A 15,292-nucleotide genomic window follows, 5' to 3' on the forward strand; every position below is an offset into this window, starting at 1 on the left:
GCGAGCAACCAAACACCAGTCGCCGCCGAAGCCGCACCTGCAAGGCGCACCAACGGTGCAGCCGCCTGAGGCAGAAAACGCACCACGGCATAACCCGCTGCATGCAGTGCAGCAGTCGCGGCCACAAAACCCGCCGCATACGCCCAAGGGCTGCTCATGTCCGGCAGTTCCAAGCCATGCGCCACACCGTGGAACAACGCAAACACCGCCGTCGCTACCACCGCCATTACCAGCGGCGGACGCACCGCGAGCGCCACGGCCAGACCCAACGCCAGCACTGACGCAGCAATCCCGCTTTCCAGCGCTGGCAATTGCAGCCCTTCGAACCCGAGCATGCCGCCAATCAGCATGGTGCCGACAAACGTGCACGGCAGCGCCCAACGCGCCGCGCCTTGTTGTTGCGCGGCCCACAAGCCAACAGCCACCATCGCCAGTAAATGGTCGAGGCCGCCGATCGGATGGCTGATGCCGGCGACCAGACCGCTGTCGCCATGCCCCGGGTGAGCGAAGGCCAATGCCGGAGTCAGCAGCAGCGCCACAGCGCTAAGAATTCGTTTGAGTGTCATGAATAAGCTTCCTTGTTGATCAGTGAATCAGGCTGCAGTCAGCAGGCCCTGGCGTTCGATGAAGGCGATGATTTGCTCAAGACCCTGACCGGTTTTCTGGTTGCTGAAAACGAACGGCTTGCCGTTGCGCATGCGTTTGGTGTCGCTGTCCATCATTTCCAGCGAAGCGCCTACCAGCGGTGCAAGGTCGATCTTGTTGATCACCAGCAAGTCGGACTTGCAGATGCCAGGCCCGCCCTTGCGCGGCAGCTTGTCGCCGGCCGAGACATCGATCACGTAAATGGTCAGGTCGGACAGTTCCGGGCTGAAGGTCGCCGAAAGGTTGTCGCCGCCGGATTCCACCAGAATCAGATCCAGCCCCGGAAAGCGCCGGTTCAGTTGATCCACCGCTTCAAGGTTGATCGAGGCGTCTTCACGGATCGCCGTGTGCGGGCAGCCACCGGTTTCCACGCCGATGATCCGCTCGGGGGCGAGGGCTTCATTGCGCACGAGAAAATCGGCGTCTTCGCGGGTGTAGATATCGTTGGTGACCACGGCGAGGTTGTAGCGCTCGCGCAGGGCCAGGCACAGGGCCAGGGTCAACGCGGTTTTGCCGGAACCGACCGGGCCGCCGATGCCGACGCGCAGAGGTTGTGTGTTCATGGTTGTTTCTCCTAAGAGCGGAAGAGACGGCTGTACTGGCGCTCGTGGGCCATGCACGCCAGGGACAGGCCGAACGCGGCACTGCCCATGTGTTCGGGATTGATTCGGGTTGCGTCCTGCTGCGCTTGTTGCAACAGCGGCAGCAGCTCGCTGGTCAGGCGTTGCGCGGCTTGCTGGCCCAGTGGCAGGGTTTTCATCAACACCGCGAGCTGGTTTTCCAGCCAGCTCCACAGCCACGCGGCGAGGGCGTCTTGTGGGCTGATGCCCCAGGCGCGTGCTGCCAGCGCCCAGCACAGGGCCAGGTGCGGTTCAGTACATTGATCGAGAAAGTCGCGTGCCGGTGCGTCGAATTCAGGCAAACCGCTGAGCAATTGCTGCAACGAATAGCCCATCTGCCGGCTCTCCAGATGCAACTCGCGCGTCTCGCGGCTGGCGCGATGGCTTTCGCACAGAATCTGCAACTCGGCCCATTGTTCATCCGCCGCCGCTTGGCAATGGGCGAGCAGCAGTGGCGCCTCGAAGCGGGCGAGGTTGAGCAACAATTGATCGCTGATCCAGCGCCGGGCATTGTCCGGGTTGTTCACGCGGCCGTTATCCACCGCCATTTCCAGGCCTTGCGAATAGCTGTAGCCGCCAATCGGCAATTGCGGACTGGCCAGGCGCAGCAGCGCCCAGGCCGGATTCACAGGCGTACGCCGAACTGATGGAGTTTCGGCGCGTAGTTGAAGTCTTCGTCGCCGTGGCGTGAATGATGATGGCCGCCGCCATAGGCACCGTGTTCCGGCTGGAATGGCGCTTCAATGTCTTCAACCTGTGCGCCGAGTTGTTCGAGCATGGCTTTGAGCACGTAATCGTCGAGCAAGCGCAGCCAGCCATCGCCGACTTGCAGGGCGACATGACGGTTACCCAAGTGATAAGCGGCGCGGGTCAGTTCGAAGGCATTGGCGCAGGTGACGTGCAGCAATTGCTCGGGGCGGGCGCAGACGCGGACGATGCGCCCGTCTTCGGCCTGCAGGCATTCGCCGTCAAACAGTGGCGGCTGACCGCGCTCCAAAAACAACCCGACGTCTTCGCCCTCGGCACTGAAACAGCGCAAACGGCTTTTGCTCCGCGCTTCGAAGGTCAGGTGCAACTCGGCGGCCCAGACGGGTTGAGGGTCGATTCTGCGGTGAATCACCAGCATCGGAAAGCTTCCAGCTATGGACGATACTCTGGCTAGAGCAAGGGCCTTGCCAATCGGACGAGATGTAGGAAATCCCTGTCGGAGCGTAGTGGATGTTTCAAGATGTTGCGGGAATATGGAAGGTTTTGGTGCGTGAAGATTTTTTTATGCACCAATTGGAGGCCGATGCGCCGAACCAAATGTGGGAGCGACGGTGCGACGATTCGACTTGCTCGCGAAAGCGGTGGGTCAGTGATTTAGAAGTCGGCTGACACGACGCCTTCGCGAGCAAGCTCGCTCCCACAGGGGATTTGGTCTGGGCTGAAATAAAGGACGGTTATTCGGTACTGCCCAGGCCTTGCCAGTGCTTGAGGCCAATAAAGATAAAGCGCAGTTGCTGGGTGATCTTCGCCTGTGGCGTCAGATGCTCCGGCAGCGCTTCAGCGGGCGGGTCGATGATGTCGGGGAGGGTGGCGAATACCGATTTGACGATCAGGTCAGCCATCACGCTCAAACCTGCGGCATCCAGATGCTGAAGCTTGGGCATCATCGTCAGGTCAGCCGCCAGGTCGGAACTGATGTTCTCGCGCAACCGGCCGATCGCCTGACGCACCGGCAGCGAACCGCCGTATTGCTCACGGGCAAGAAACAGGAATTGCGAGCGATTGGCGCTGACCACGTCGAGGAAGATCCGCACTGAAGCATCGATGATGCCGCCCATGACGAATTCGTTGTGCCGTACCAAACGGATGGTTTCGCGGAAGGTCTGGCCGACTTCGCTGACCAGTACCAGGCCCAGCTCATCCATATCGGCAAAATGCCTGTAGAAACCGGTGGGCACGATCCCGGCGGTTTTGGTCACTTCGCGCAGGCTCAGGCTGCCGAATCCTCGGCCGCTTTCCATTAGGTGGCGGGCAGCGTCCATCAAGGCGTTGCGGGTCTGTTGTTTCTGTTCGGCGCGGGGCAGCATCGCAGGGTGTGTTCTTTGGCAGGACAAGCGCCGCACTCTAGCAAATCGGCTTTGTCTGCGTCGAACGGGAGGGCATGCAGCGAAAGATTTTATCGGGCCGGAAAAGTCAAAAGCCCAATCCGGTGATTGGGCTTTTTTTCGAGGCCGCCATGGGCTTAGCTCAAGGCGCTGTTGCGTTCGATTACACGGTCACCACCACCTTCGGCAAGGGTTTGGCCTTGTGGAGTGCGGTCGCCGCCATCAGAAGCCAGGGTTTGGCCTTGTGGGGTGCGGTCGCCGCCGTCAGATGCCAGGGTTTGGCCTTGTGGAGTGCGGTCGCCGCCATCGGAAGCCAGGGTTTGGCCTTGTGGAGTGCGGTCGCCACCGTCGGCCGCCAGGGTCTGACCTTGTGGAGTCTTGTCGTAGCCGTCTTGAACCAGACCTTTCTCTTCCAGACGATCACGGCCGCCTTCAGCCAGGGTCTGACCTTGTGGAGTGCGGTCGCCACCATCAGCGGCTACGGTTTGGCTGAATACCGAGTGGCTGGATTTCACTTGCGGGGTAGCCTGATCGGCAGCGGGCAGGGCGAAAGCAGTGCTGGCTAGCATCGACAGGGTAAGGCTGAGCAGTAATTGGCGTTTCATGATGGGTTGCTCCTTGGGAGGGCGATAAAGTGGGTACGAGGGCAATGCTACTCTCGATAAGTCGATATAAAAGTTCATAAACGCAATGGTAATAATCAACAGAATTGATTGTTCTGCCGGGAGGCTCTAGATCGCGCCTTTCCGGGCGACGGTTTTGCACCGAGGTGGGTATTTCCGACTCACTCGCGCCTCGCAAAAGTGCGGGTCGCGGTAACACTGTTCGACTGATCGGTCAGATTTCAGGCGACTTTTTGCGTCTTATTCGACCTTTCGATTAAACCTGCGGCTGGTTTGCCAGTCGTAGATTTCATGAGGGCCGCTTTGGCCCGCCGTTTCAGCCGTACGCCGCAGTCTCTGCGTACGGTCGTGATCAGGAGCTTTGTGCATGACGCGCACTGGAAAAATCTTCAGCTGGACCTTCGCCATCCTCGTGCTGCTACTGGCCGTGCTGGTATTGATCATCGTGTTCTTCGACTGGAACCGGATCAAACCGCCGCTCAACGCCAAAGTCTCGGAAGAACTGCACCGACCGTTTGCCATCAACGGCAACCTCGCGGTGATCTGGCAGCGCGAGCCGGACGAGGGCGGGTGGCGTGCGTGGGTGCCGTGGCCGCATGTGGTGGCCGAGGACTTGAGCCTGGGCAACCCGGACTGGTCGAAGAAAGCGCAGATGGTCACGCTAAAGCGCGTCGAGTTGCGTATTTCGCCTTTGGCACTGTTGGCGCAACGGGTAGTGATTCCACGCATCGACCTGACCGAACCGAATGCCGAGTTGCAGCGCCTGGCCGACGGCCGCGCCAACTGGACGTTCAAGTTCGATCCGAAAGATCCCAATGCAGAACCCTCGAACTGGGTGGTCGACATCGGCGCCATCGGTTTCGACAAGGGCCATGTCACCCTCGACGATCAGACCCTGAAGACCAATCTTGATGTGCTGATCGACCCACTGGGCAAGCCGATTCCCTACAGCGACATCGTTGGCGCCAAAGCCGCAAAATCCGCACAGGACAAGGGCGGCGCACCGCAGGATTATGCGTTTGCCTTGAAGGTCAAAGGCCAATACCACGGCCAGAACCTCACCGGCCAAGGCAAGATCGGCGGTCTGCTCGCCTTGCAGGACGCAAGCAAACCGTTTCCGTTGCAGGCCCAGGCGAAGATCGGCGACACCAGCATCGAACTGGCCGGCACGCTGACCGATCCGTTGAATCTCGGCGCCCTCGATCTGCGCCTGAAACTGGCCGGCGCCAGCCTCGGCAATCTTTATCCACTGACCGGCGTGACCTTGCCGGACACGCCGCCGTATGCCACCGACGGCCATTTGATTGCCAAGTTGCATGACGCCGCCGGGGCGAAATTCACCTACGAGCAGTTCAACGGCAAGATCGGCAGCAGTGATATTCATGGCGACCTGACTTACGTCGCCAGCCAGCCACGGCCGAAACTCAGTGGCGCATTGCTCTCCAATCAATTGTTGTTCGCTGACCTTGCGCCGCTGATCGGTGCCGACTCCAATGACAAGCAAAAGGCCCGCGGCGGTGAGAGCAAACAACCGGCGGACAAGGTGCTGCCGGTAGAAGAGTTCAAGACTGATCGCTGGCGCTCGATGGACGCTGATGTCGAGTTCACCGGCAAGCGCATCGTTCACAGCGAGAAACTGCCGTTCAACGACCTCTATACCCACCTGAAACTCAACGACGGCGAGCTCAGCCTGGAGCCGCTGCGCTTCGGCGTCGCTGGCGGCAATCTCGATGCACAGATTCGCCTCAACGGGCGCACCGAGCCGCTGGAAGGCCGGGCGAAACTGACCGCACGCCGCTTCAAGCTCAAAGAGTTGTTCCCGACCTTTGAACCGATGAAAACCAGTTTCGGGGAGCTCAACGGCGACGCCGATATCAGCGGTCGCGGCAACTCGGTGGCCAAGCTGCTCGGCGGGGCCAACGGCAAATTGAAGATGTTGATCAACGACGGCGCGATCAGTCGTGAGTTGATGGAGCTGGCCGGGCTCAACGTCGGTAACTACGTGGTCGGCAAGATCTTTGGCGACAAGGAAGTGAAGATCAACTGCGCAGCGGCGGACTTCGATATCAAAACCGGTCTGGCCACCACGCAGCTGTTTGTCTTTGATACCGAGAACGCGATCATCTATATCGACGGCACGGCGAACATGGCCACCGAGCAACTGGATCTGACGGTGACGCCGGAATCCAAGGGCTGGCGTTTGATTTCACTGCGTTCGCCGCTGTATGTGCGTGGCAAGTTCATCAAACCGGATGCCGGCGTGAAGGCCGTGCCGCTGATGTTGCGCGGGGCGGGGATGGTCGCGCTGGGTGTGATTGCGGCGCCGGCGGCGGGGCTGTTGGCGCTGGTGGCGCCGAGCGGTGGCGAGCCGAATCAGTGTGCGCCGTTGCTGGAGCAGATGAAGGCGGGCAAGGCGCCAGTCACCGTTAAACCCACTAAATAAGAGCCAGAGCAAAAGATCGCAGCCTTCGGCAGCTCCTACTTTGGAATGCATTTCCATGTAGGGGCTGCCGAAAGCTGCGATCTTTTTGCTTCTGTTGCGGCCCCTTCGCGAGCAGGCGGTTTTAATGTTTTACAGGTCGTTCAGAATGTCGGCCATGTCATCGGCGTGCTCTTCTTCCTGCGCCAGAATATCTTCGAAGATACGCCGCGTAGTCGGGTCTTTCTCGCCGATGTACTGGATGATTTCCCGGTAGCTGTCGATAGCGATGCGCTCGGCAACCAGGTCTTCGTAGACCATCTCTTTGAGGGTGTTGCCGGCCACGTATTGCGCGTGGGACATTTTCGACAACAGGTCGGGGTTGAATTCCGGCTCGCCGCCCAATTGAACGATGCGCTCGGCCAGACGGTCAGCGTGCTGGGCTTCTTGGGTGGCGTGTTCGAGAAACTCTTCGGCGGCCACATGGGCTTTCACGCCATTGGCCATGAAATAGTGGCGTTTGTAGCGCAATACGCAGACCAGTTCAGTGGCCAGCGATTCATTGAGCAAGCGCAGCACCTCTTCACGGTCGGCGCTGTAGCCCTCGGTGACGGCGCCGTTTTCGACGTGTTGGCGCGCGCGGTCGCGCAGTGTTTGAACATCTGACAGATGCAGGTCGTCGCTCATTTCGATCTCCTGGAGGCTAATCCGATGGGCGCCACGTTCTGCGGACGCGGTCGCTTCCTAAGCTGTGAGTCATGAGCGTTGCAAAAAGTTTTATCGGTTTACGCCACCCCTGCAGGAACGGCCGAAGGCTGCGATCTTGGCGCCAGCCCGGACAAAACTGCTTCGTCGCGCAACCAGGCAAAAAAAGCCCGCACCGGTGGATGCCGCTCGCGCCCCGGCACACACAATGCGCTATAGCCGGCGCCATCGACTTGAACCTCACCCTTGTATGGCACCAGCAAACCACTGACGACACTCTCCGACACCAGAATATTGCTCGCCAGCACCAGCCCTTGCCCGGCGATTGCTGCTTGCAGTGCGTAATGCTCTTCATCGTATTCGCGGACTGCCGGTTGCTGGTTCAGCCAGTTTTCCTCGGCCTTGGCGCACCACGCTTCCCAGCCATGGGCATACAGTTTCGAGTTGTGCCAGCGCACGCTGATCAAGGTTGGTGTGCGCCGCGCGGCCAGCGCCACTTGTTCGGGCGAGCCATATACGCCGAATGATTCATCAAACAGGCACAGACCGTAGAGGTTCGGGTAATCGTCGAGGCTGTAACGCAGCACCAGATCGACGCTGGCGTCCTGATGCAGATCGATGACTTCGCAGTGGGTATCGAGGCGCACGTTGATGTTCGGATGCTGGGCATAAAAACGGCCGAGCCGCGGCACCAGCCACAGCGCAGCGAAGGCGGCGGTGGTCGATAGCGTCAGCATGCTGGCGTTGCGCTGCGGGCGCAGGGTGTCGACGCTTTGTGCCACTTCGAGCAGCGCACCATGCAGACTGTGAAACAGGCGCTCGCCGCCCTCGGTCAGGCGCACCTGGCGCGGCAGGCGTTCAAACAACGCGACGCCAAGCCAGTCTTCCAGTGAACGAATCTGATGCGAAATCGCCGTGGGCGTCACCGACAGTTCTTCGGCGGCAGCCTTGAAACTCAGCAACCGTGATGCCGATTCGAAGGCGCGCAGGGCGGTCAGGGGCAGCGAGGCAAACATTGGAATCTCCATGGATGAAATCAATTCATCCCGACTGACTTTTGCTCATTTGAGGCTTTAGGCGTGACGCCTGCAATCTGAAGCGACACAGCCACTCAAGTCTAGCCTCAAGGAGTTTCAGATGAGCAAGATTCTTGCGATCCATGCCAGTCCCCGTGGCGAGCGTTCACACTCGCGGCGCCTGGCGGAACATTTTCTCAGTGCCTGGCAGGTGCGTCATCCGCAGGCGCAAGTCACTCGCCGCGAGGTCGGGCGGGCGCCGATTCCGCCGGTCAACGAAGCCTTTGTCGCCGCCGCGTTTTATCCACAGCCCGAAGCACGCCCACTGTCGATGCAGGCCGATCTGGCCCTGAGCGATCAATTGGTCGGCGAGTTGTTCGATCACGAGCTGCTGCTGATTTCCACGCCGATGTACAACTTCAACGTGCCTAGCGGCCTCAAGGCCTGGGTTGATCAGATCGTGCGCCTCGGCCTGACCTTCGATCACACGCTGGACAATGGCGTCGCCCAGTACACGCCGTTGTTGCAGGGCAAGAAGGCGCTGATCGTCACCAGTCGCGGCGGCTTCGGCTTCGGCCCGGGTGGCGAGCTGGAAGCCTTGAACCACGCCGATCCATGGCTGCGCACGGCGCTGGGTTTCGTCGGTATTAACGACGTCACCGTGGTCGCGGCTGAGGGCGAAGAATCCGCCGAACGCACCTTCGCGGTGTCGGTGGCCGAGGCCGAGCAGCGTTTGCTCGACCTCGCCCGGGTGTTCTAGGTGGCCTGGCTGTTCCTGCTGATCGCCGCCGGGTTTGAAGTGACCTTCGCCATGGGCATGAAGTACGCCGAAGGTTTCACCCGGCTCTGGCCTTCGCTGATCACCGTGGTCGCGGCGGTCGGCGGGATTTATTTCCTGACCCTGGCGATGCGCGAGTTGCCGGTGAGCATCGCCTACCCGATCTGGACGGCGATTGGCTCACTGGGCACGGTGTTCCTCGGCTTTGCCCTGCTCGGCGAGAGCCTGACTCTGGTCAAACTGGTTTCGGTAGGGCTGATTGTGGCGGGGGTGGTGGGCCTGAAGTAGGCTGGTGGTTGAGTTGTCATCATCAGGGAGGATGCTTGGCGGGCGTTTTGCACGCCTTGCATCCACTCACCGACCACAAGGATGTTTGCCCATGTCGACGCGTTATCCATTGGTGCTGGTGCCCGGAATGCTCGGGTTTATCCGGCTGGTGCTCTATCCGTACTGGTACGGCATCATCAAGGCGCTGCGCCGTGGTGGTGCGACGGTGATTGCGGTGCAGGTGTCGCCGCTCAACTCCACAGAAGTGCGCGGCGAGCAATTGCTGGCGCAGATCGATGAGATCTTGCGCGAGACCGGGGCGCAAAAGGTCAACCTGTTCGGCCACAGTCAGGGCTCGCTGACGGCGCGCTATGCGGCAGCGAAACGGCCGGATCTGGTGGCCTCGGTGACATCGGTGGCCGGGCCGAATCATGGCTCTGAGCTGGCTGACTATCTGCACAAACACTACCCGGCGGACAGCGCCAAGGGCCGTATTCTTGAGGTTCTGTTGCGTTTTGTCGGCTGGCTGATGGCGCTGCTGGAAACCGGTTACCACGGGCCGAAATTGCCGGTGGATATTCACGCCTCGCACCAATCGCTGACCACTGAGGGCGTGGCGCTGTTCAATCAGCGCTATCCACAGGGCTTGCCGGAAACATGGGGCGGTCACGGGCCGGAAGAGGTTAACGGCGTGCGCTACTACTCGTGGTCGGGGACGTTGCAACCGGGCAAGACTGATCGCGGCGGGAATTTGTTTGATGGGACCAATCGCAGCTGTCGCTTGTTTGCGAAAACCTTCGTGCGTGAGCCGGGGCAGTGCGACGGGATGGTCGGGCGGTATAGCTCGCATCTGGGCACGGTGATTGGTGATGACTATCCGCTGGATCACTTCGACATCGTCAATCAGTCGCTGGGGCTGGTCGGCAAGGGCGCGGATCCGGTGCGGCTGTTTGTCGAGCATGCGGCGCGGCTTGAGGCTGCCGGGCTTTAGGATCAAAAGATCGCAGCCTTCGGCAGCTCCTACAGGTTCGGTGTCGAACACAAATTTTGTGAACGCCCCGAACTCATGTAGGAGCTGCCGCAGGCTGCGGTCTTTTCCATCAGGCAACGCTGATCCGGCGGCCCAACACGGTGGTCCAGCGCTCGGAAAGAATCACCCCACCCAAGGTCAACAAGCCACCGACCAGGTGATACATCGCCAACTGCTCCTTCAACACCACCGCCGCAATCAGCGCAGTAATCAACGGCAGCAGATTGAAAAACAACGTCGTGCGGCTCGGCCCCAGGCGCAGCACCGCCTGCATCCACGCCAGCGGCGCGAGCATCGACGCCAACAGGCACGCATACAGCACCAGCGGAATGTTCTGCAGGGTCAGCCCGGTCTTCGGCGAAGCCGCAAACAGCGGAAACAACACGACAATCGCCACCAGCACCTGCAGATACAGCAACACCAGCGGCGGCAGGCGCAGCTGCCATTTTTTCAGCAGTGTGCTGTAGATCGCATAGGCCAGAGTGGCGATCAACATCATCGCATCACCCATGTTCACGCCGTGCTGCAGCAACGCGCCGAGGCTGCCGGACGAGACCACCACCAGCACACCGGCAAACGACAACACGGCACCGACCAACGCGCCGGCGGTCAGGCGCTGCCCGAGACTGATGATCGCCATGGCCAGCGACATCAACGGCATCAGCGACAGGATGATGCCCATGTTGGTGGCGGTGGTCAGGGTCGCGGCGAAGTAGGCGAGGCTCTGATACACCGCCATGCCGAGTACGCCGAGGATGAAAATCTTGCCCAGGTTCGGGCGGATCTGCGGCCAGTGTGCGATCACCGCTTTGAGCATGAACGGGGTGAACAGCAAACCGGCGAGCAGCCAGCGGTAGAAACCGATCTCGGCAGGGAAAATCGCCCCGACTGCCAGTTTGTTGATCACGGTATTGCCGGCCCAGATAAAAATTGCCAGCAGCGGAAACGCGTATTGCATGAGTCGAAACCAGTACATTGATGAAGGGCAATTATCCCTTGTCTGGATGCAAGCCTATACTGCGAACCGGACAACCTGCCTCTGAAACCGGACAGCATGAACAGCAAACACATCGATCTGCTGGATTTCAGCGAACTGCCGTCGGCGGTGTATTTCCGCTACGCCGATTTCAACGCCCATGAATACGCCGCGCCGCACCGCCATCCTTGGGGCACGCTGGAGTACGCTGCACACGGCGTGTTGCACATGGACGTCGATGGCAGTCGCTTCATGTCGCCGCCGCAGTACGCGGTGTGGGTGCCGCCGCAGGTCGAGCACAGTTTTTACAGCCATCAACCGGTCAACTATCGTGCGGTGTGCCTTGATCCCAAGGTCTGTACCGATTTGCCCCTGCGTGCCTGCACACTGGCGATCAGCGACATTCTCAAAGCGATTCTCAAGGACTTCGCCGCCCGTGACGTGAAGATTCCCGAGCTTGATGCCGATCAGCGTCTGGCGCAGGTGTTGGTCGATCAACTGCAGCAGGCCCCGGTGCATGAGTGTTATCTACCCTACGCCAGTAGTCCGGGATTGCTGGCAATCCTCGAAACCTTGCAGGCCGAGCCGGGCAACAATCAGCCGCTGGCGCATTGGGCGCTGCAGGTGCATGTCAGCGAACGCACGCTGGCCCGGCAATTCGCCCGTGAACTGGGGATGAGTTTTGGCGAGTGGCGCCAGCGCTTGCGTTACCTCGCAGCGATCGAGGCACTGGAGACTTCACGCAGTGTGCAGGAAATTGCCTTCGACCTCGGTTACAGCAGCGGCTCGGCATTTATCGCCATGTTCGCGCGGCAGGCCGGGTGTACGCCGGAGCAGTATCGCCGTAGCCATCTGGAAGGCAGGAAGGTGTAACAAGATTTGGCTACACTCCAGCAGAGGCCGCCCCCCTCGGTGCGGCGACAAGGAGAAAACTCCATGAAGATGTTGCGTGTGCCTTTGTTGATGATTGGTTTGCTCCTGTGTTCCCAGGGTTTCGCCGCCACGGCGCAACAGAACAAGATGACCACCTGCAATGCCGATGCGACCGCCAAGAGTCTGAAAGGCGATGAGCGCAAAACCTTCATGAGCACCTGCCTCAAGGCAGCGCCGGCGGCCAACGATGCGAAGGCCCTGACCCCGCAGCAGGAAAAAATGAAAACCTGCAACGCCGACGCGAAAACCAAAGCCCTGACCGGCGATGCGCGCAAGACGTTCATGAGTGATTGCCTGAAGAAGAAATAAGCACTTGAGTCTTGTGGTGAGCGGGCTGACCTCTTCGCGAGCAAGCTCGCTCCCACAGGAGTGCGCATTCCAATGTGGGAGCGAGCTTGCTCGCGAAGAGGCCGGTCATGGCACCGCCAATCTCAAGCACCGCATATTTCTAGTGCTCACCCCGGAACGCTGGCAGACTGCCAATCCTTTTACACCGTTCGTTTTGAGGCTGTATGCCAACGTTTTCTGAGCGTCATGTAGTGTTCTGGGTCAGTTGCATCATCATTTTCGGCGGTTTGCTGCTGGTGTTGCCGCTGCGCTTGTTGCCCAGTCTGTTGGCCGGTTTGTTGGTCTATGAGCTGGTCAACATGCTCACCCCGCAACTGCAACGGCTGATCGAAGGCCGCCGCGCGCGCTGGCTGGCAGTGGCGTTGCTGGGCACGCTGGTGGTGAGTGTGCTGGCATTGATCTTCGCCGGCGCTATCAGTTTCCTCCTGCACGAAGCGGAAAATCCCGGCGCTTCCCTCGACAAGTTCATGGGCGTGGTCGACCGCGCACGCGGGCAGTTACCGCCGTTCATCGACGCTTACCTGCCGGCCAGTGCTGCGGAGTTTCGCGTGGCGATTGGCGAGTGGATGAGCAAACATCTGTCCGACCTGCAACTGGTCGGCAAGGACGCCGCGCACATGTTCGTGACGTTGCTGATCGGCATGGTGCTCGGCGCGATCATCGCCTTGCAGCGGATCCCCGACGTTACTAAACGCAAACCGCTGGCCGCCGCGCTGTTCGACCGTTTGCACCTGTTGGTGCAGGCGTTCCGCAACATCGTCTTTGCACAGATCAAGATTTCCCTGCTCAACACCTTCTTCACCGGGATCTTCCTCGCGGTGATCCTGCCGATGTTCGGCATCAAACTGCCGCTGACCAAAACCCTGATCGTACTGACCTTCCTGCTCGGTCTGCTTCCGGTGATCGGCAATCTGATGTCGAACACGTTGATCACCATCGTCGGCCTGTCATTGTCGATCTGGGTGGCAATTGCCGCGCTGGGTTATCTGATCTTTATCCACAAGCTCGAGTACTTCCTCAACGCGCGGATTGTCGGCGGGCAGATCAGTGCCAAGTCGTGGGAGTTGCTGCTGGCGATGCTGGTGTTCGAGGCGGCGTTCGGCTTGCCGGGAGTGGTGGCGGGGCCGATTTATTATGCGTACCTGAAGAGTGAGTTGAAGCTGGGCGGGATGGTTTAACAGCAGCTTCGAGTTGCAAGCTTCGAGCTACAAGTAAAAGCAGAAGCGGGAGCGCAGTGGCTCTTGCTTTTGCTCTTACTTGCCGCTTGCCGCTTAAAACTTGCAGCTGCCGTTAAACGCCATAGCGTTTGCGGGCTTCAATCGCCAATCCGCTACCAATGCTGCCGAAGATATTCCCTTCAACATGCCGTGCATTCGGCAGCATCGCCGAGACGCTGTTGCGCAGCGCCGGAATCCCGCTCGAACCGCCGGTGAAGAACACCGTATCGACCTGATCCACCGCGACACCGGCGTCGTTCAACAGCTGGGTAACACTGCCGCGCACCCGCTCCAGCAACGCATCGATCGCCGATTCAAACAGCGCGCGAGTCAGCTTAACGCTCAGACCAGCTTCGATCCGGTCCAGCGGCACATGGCGGCTGTCGGTGTGGGTCAGCTGGATCTTGGTTTCTTCGACTTCCATCGCCAGCCAGTGCCCGGCGCGCTGTTCGATCAGCTTGAACAGGCGATCGATGCCGCCGGTGTCTTCGATGTCGTAGCGCATGCTGCCCAGCGCCAGGCTGGATTTCTGCGAGTACACCGAGTTAATGGTGTGCCAGGTCGCCAGGTTCATGTGGTGGCTGGTTGGCATGTAGGCGCCGCTCTTCATCCGGCTGCCGTAGCCGAACAGCGGCATCAGGCCTTGCAGGCTCAGCTGTTTGTCGAAGTCGGTCCCGCCGATGTGCACGCCGCCGGTGGCGAGGATGTCGTCGTGACGGTTATCGAAACCGCGACGCTCCGGCGACAGGCGTACCAGCGAGAAGTCGGAGGTACCACCGCCGATGTCGACGATCAGTACCAGCTCTTCTTTCTCGATGGTCGACTCGTAGTCGAATGCAGCGGCGATCGGTTCGTACTGGAACGACACGTCCTTGAAGCCGATCTTGCGCGCCACTTCGACCAGTGTGTCTTCGGCTTCCTGGTCCGCCAGCGGATCGTCATCGACGAAGAACACCGGGCGACCGAGCACCACTTGTTCGAATTCCCGACCGGCGGCAGTTTCCGCGCGGCTTTTCAACTGACCGATGAACAGGCCGAGCAAGTCCTTGAACGGCATCGCCGTGCCGAGCACGCTGGTGTCGTGCTTGATCAGCTTGGAACCGAGCAGGCTTTTCAGCGAGCGCATCAACCGGCCTTCGTAGCCTTCCAGGTACTCGTGCAGCGCCAGACGACCGTAAACCGGGCGGCGTTCCTCGATATTGAAGAAGACCACAGACGGCAGGGTGATCTTGTCGTCTTCCAGCGCGATCATCGTTTCCATGCCTGGGCGCAGCCAGCCGACGGTGGAGTTGGACGTGCCGAAGTCGATACCGCAGGCACGGGCTGGAGAGGCGTCTTTCATGTCTTTCGGTTCCGGTCAAAAAAACGGCCGCGCAGTGTATGTCAGTGCGCGCCAGAATCGAAGGCCGGTCATCTGCTATTTCACGACTAAACTGCTTGAAACTCGCAGCTTCGCCCCAAACTTGCTGGCATGGGCCGGCAGAACCACCGGCGGTCGCAAGAACCGCCGTCCACTGCCGATAAACTTCTGCTGCGCCACCCGGTCACAACCTTGAGATCGGTCAACCTGGCACGCGCGAATCGGCGCAAGCTGGCATCGGCGCGAAATCGATAACGGATGG

Annotated in this window: 17 protein-coding genes; 7 read left to right on the forward strand and 10 right to left on the reverse strand. The window is 60.1% G+C overall.

The features are described from left to right. From FGA82_RS01280 to FGA82_RS01305, 6 genes are all read right to left on the reverse strand, one after another. Window positions 1-566, reverse strand: a 566-nt coding sequence (locus tag FGA82_RS01280) for a HupE/UreJ family protein (protein WP_141125756.1), incomplete at its 3' end; no start/stop codon positions are given. 27 nt (window positions 567-593) lie between these two features. Next, complete coding sequence (ureG, locus tag FGA82_RS01285; protein WP_007915910.1) at window positions 594-1,208, reverse strand: urease accessory protein UreG; 615 nt, start codon at window positions 1,206-1,208, stop codon at window positions 594-596. Window positions 1,209-1,219: 11 nt separating this feature from the next. After that, window positions 1,220-1,894: an urease accessory protein UreF gene (locus FGA82_RS01290; RefSeq protein ID WP_141125757.1), complete on the reverse strand. Its 675-nt coding sequence runs from the start codon at window positions 1,892-1,894 to the stop codon at window positions 1,220-1,222. Further along, window positions 1,891-2,391, reverse strand: a complete 501-nt coding sequence (gene ureE, locus FGA82_RS01295) for an urease accessory protein UreE (RefSeq protein ID WP_141125758.1) — start codon at window positions 2,389-2,391, stop codon at window positions 1,891-1,893. Before ureE ends, FGA82_RS01290 begins: the two co-directional genes overlap by 4 nt. Before the next feature lie 316 nt (window positions 2,392-2,707). Continuing rightward, window positions 2,708-3,340 carry a TetR family transcriptional regulator gene (locus FGA82_RS01300; protein WP_007915913.1) on the reverse strand — a complete coding sequence of 211 codons (633 nt, stop codon included), beginning with the start codon at window positions 3,338-3,340 and terminating at the stop codon, window positions 2,708-2,710. Between the two features lie 155 nt (window positions 3,341-3,495). Next, on the reverse strand, window positions 3,496-3,963 hold the full coding sequence (locus FGA82_RS01305) for a hypothetical protein (protein WP_141125759.1): 468 nt from the start codon (window positions 3,961-3,963) through the stop codon (window positions 3,496-3,498). Between the two features lie 385 nt (window positions 3,964-4,348). Between FGA82_RS01305 and FGA82_RS01310 the strand changes: the two genes are divergently transcribed. After that, entirely contained in the window at window positions 4,349-6,424 is a 2,076-nt protein-coding gene (locus FGA82_RS01310) for an AsmA family protein (protein ID WP_141125760.1), read from the forward strand. Window positions 6,425-6,553: 129 nt separating this feature from the next. Here the strand turns inward: FGA82_RS01310 and FGA82_RS01315 are convergent, their stop codons facing one another. Then, window positions 6,554-7,087, reverse strand: a complete 534-nt coding sequence (locus FGA82_RS01315; RefSeq protein ID WP_034151608.1) for a ferritin-like domain-containing protein — start codon at window positions 7,085-7,087, stop codon at window positions 6,554-6,556. A gap of 98 nt (window positions 7,088-7,185) precedes the next feature. Beyond that, complete coding sequence (locus FGA82_RS01320) at window positions 7,186-8,133, reverse strand: LysR substrate-binding domain-containing protein (RefSeq protein WP_171057226.1); 948 nt, start codon at window positions 8,131-8,133, stop codon at window positions 7,186-7,188. 109 nt (window positions 8,134-8,242) lie between these two features. On the opposite strand from FGA82_RS01320, the gene FGA82_RS01325 reads away from it, so the two are divergent. From FGA82_RS01325 to FGA82_RS01335, 3 genes are all read left to right on the forward strand, one after another. Next, a complete protein-coding gene (locus FGA82_RS01325) occupies window positions 8,243-8,881 on the forward strand; it encodes an FMN-dependent NADH-azoreductase (protein ID WP_141125762.1) in 639 nt (212 codons plus the stop codon). Next, window positions 8,882-9,187, forward strand: a complete 306-nt coding sequence (locus FGA82_RS01330) for a DMT family transporter (RefSeq protein ID WP_141125763.1) — start codon at window positions 8,882-8,884, stop codon at window positions 9,185-9,187. A gap of 91 nt (window positions 9,188-9,278) precedes the next feature. Continuing rightward, window positions 9,279-10,157 (forward strand): esterase/lipase family protein, encoded by an 879-nt coding sequence (locus FGA82_RS01335; protein WP_141125764.1) that lies wholly within the window; start codon window positions 9,279-9,281, stop codon window positions 10,155-10,157. A gap of 109 nt (window positions 10,158-10,266) precedes the next feature. Here FGA82_RS01335 and FGA82_RS01340 read toward each other — a convergent pair whose 3' ends face one another. After that, window positions 10,267-11,154: a DMT family transporter gene (locus tag FGA82_RS01340; RefSeq protein ID WP_141125765.1), complete on the reverse strand. Its 888-nt coding sequence runs from the start codon at window positions 11,152-11,154 to the stop codon at window positions 10,267-10,269. 96 nt (window positions 11,155-11,250) lie between these two features. Between FGA82_RS01340 and FGA82_RS01345 the strand changes: the two genes are divergently transcribed. From FGA82_RS01345 to FGA82_RS01355, 3 genes are all read left to right on the forward strand, one after another. Then, complete coding sequence (locus FGA82_RS01345; RefSeq protein WP_141125766.1) at window positions 11,251-12,045, forward strand: AraC family transcriptional regulator; 795 nt, start codon at window positions 11,251-11,253, stop codon at window positions 12,043-12,045. Between the two features lie 63 nt (window positions 12,046-12,108). Further along, complete coding sequence (locus FGA82_RS01350) at window positions 12,109-12,414, forward strand: PsiF family protein (RefSeq protein ID WP_007950613.1); 306 nt, start codon at window positions 12,109-12,111, stop codon at window positions 12,412-12,414. Between the two features lie 203 nt (window positions 12,415-12,617). Continuing rightward, window positions 12,618-13,631: an AI-2E family transporter gene (locus FGA82_RS01355; protein ID WP_064388695.1), complete on the forward strand. Its 1,014-nt coding sequence runs from the start codon at window positions 12,618-12,620 to the stop codon at window positions 13,629-13,631. A 112-nt stretch (window positions 13,632-13,743) separates the two neighbouring features. Here the strand turns inward: FGA82_RS01355 and FGA82_RS01360 are convergent, their stop codons facing one another. After that, entirely contained in the window at window positions 13,744-15,012 is a 1,269-nt protein-coding gene (locus FGA82_RS01360; RefSeq protein WP_141125767.1) for an Hsp70 family protein, read from the reverse strand. Between the last annotated feature and the right edge of the window lie 280 nt (window positions 15,013-15,292).

Origin of the sequence: Pseudomonas fluorescens (genome assembly GCF_005938625.1) — a bacterium.
Taxonomy (GTDB): Bacteria; Pseudomonadota; Gammaproteobacteria; order Pseudomonadales; family Pseudomonadaceae; genus Aquipseudomonas; species Aquipseudomonas fluorescens_BD.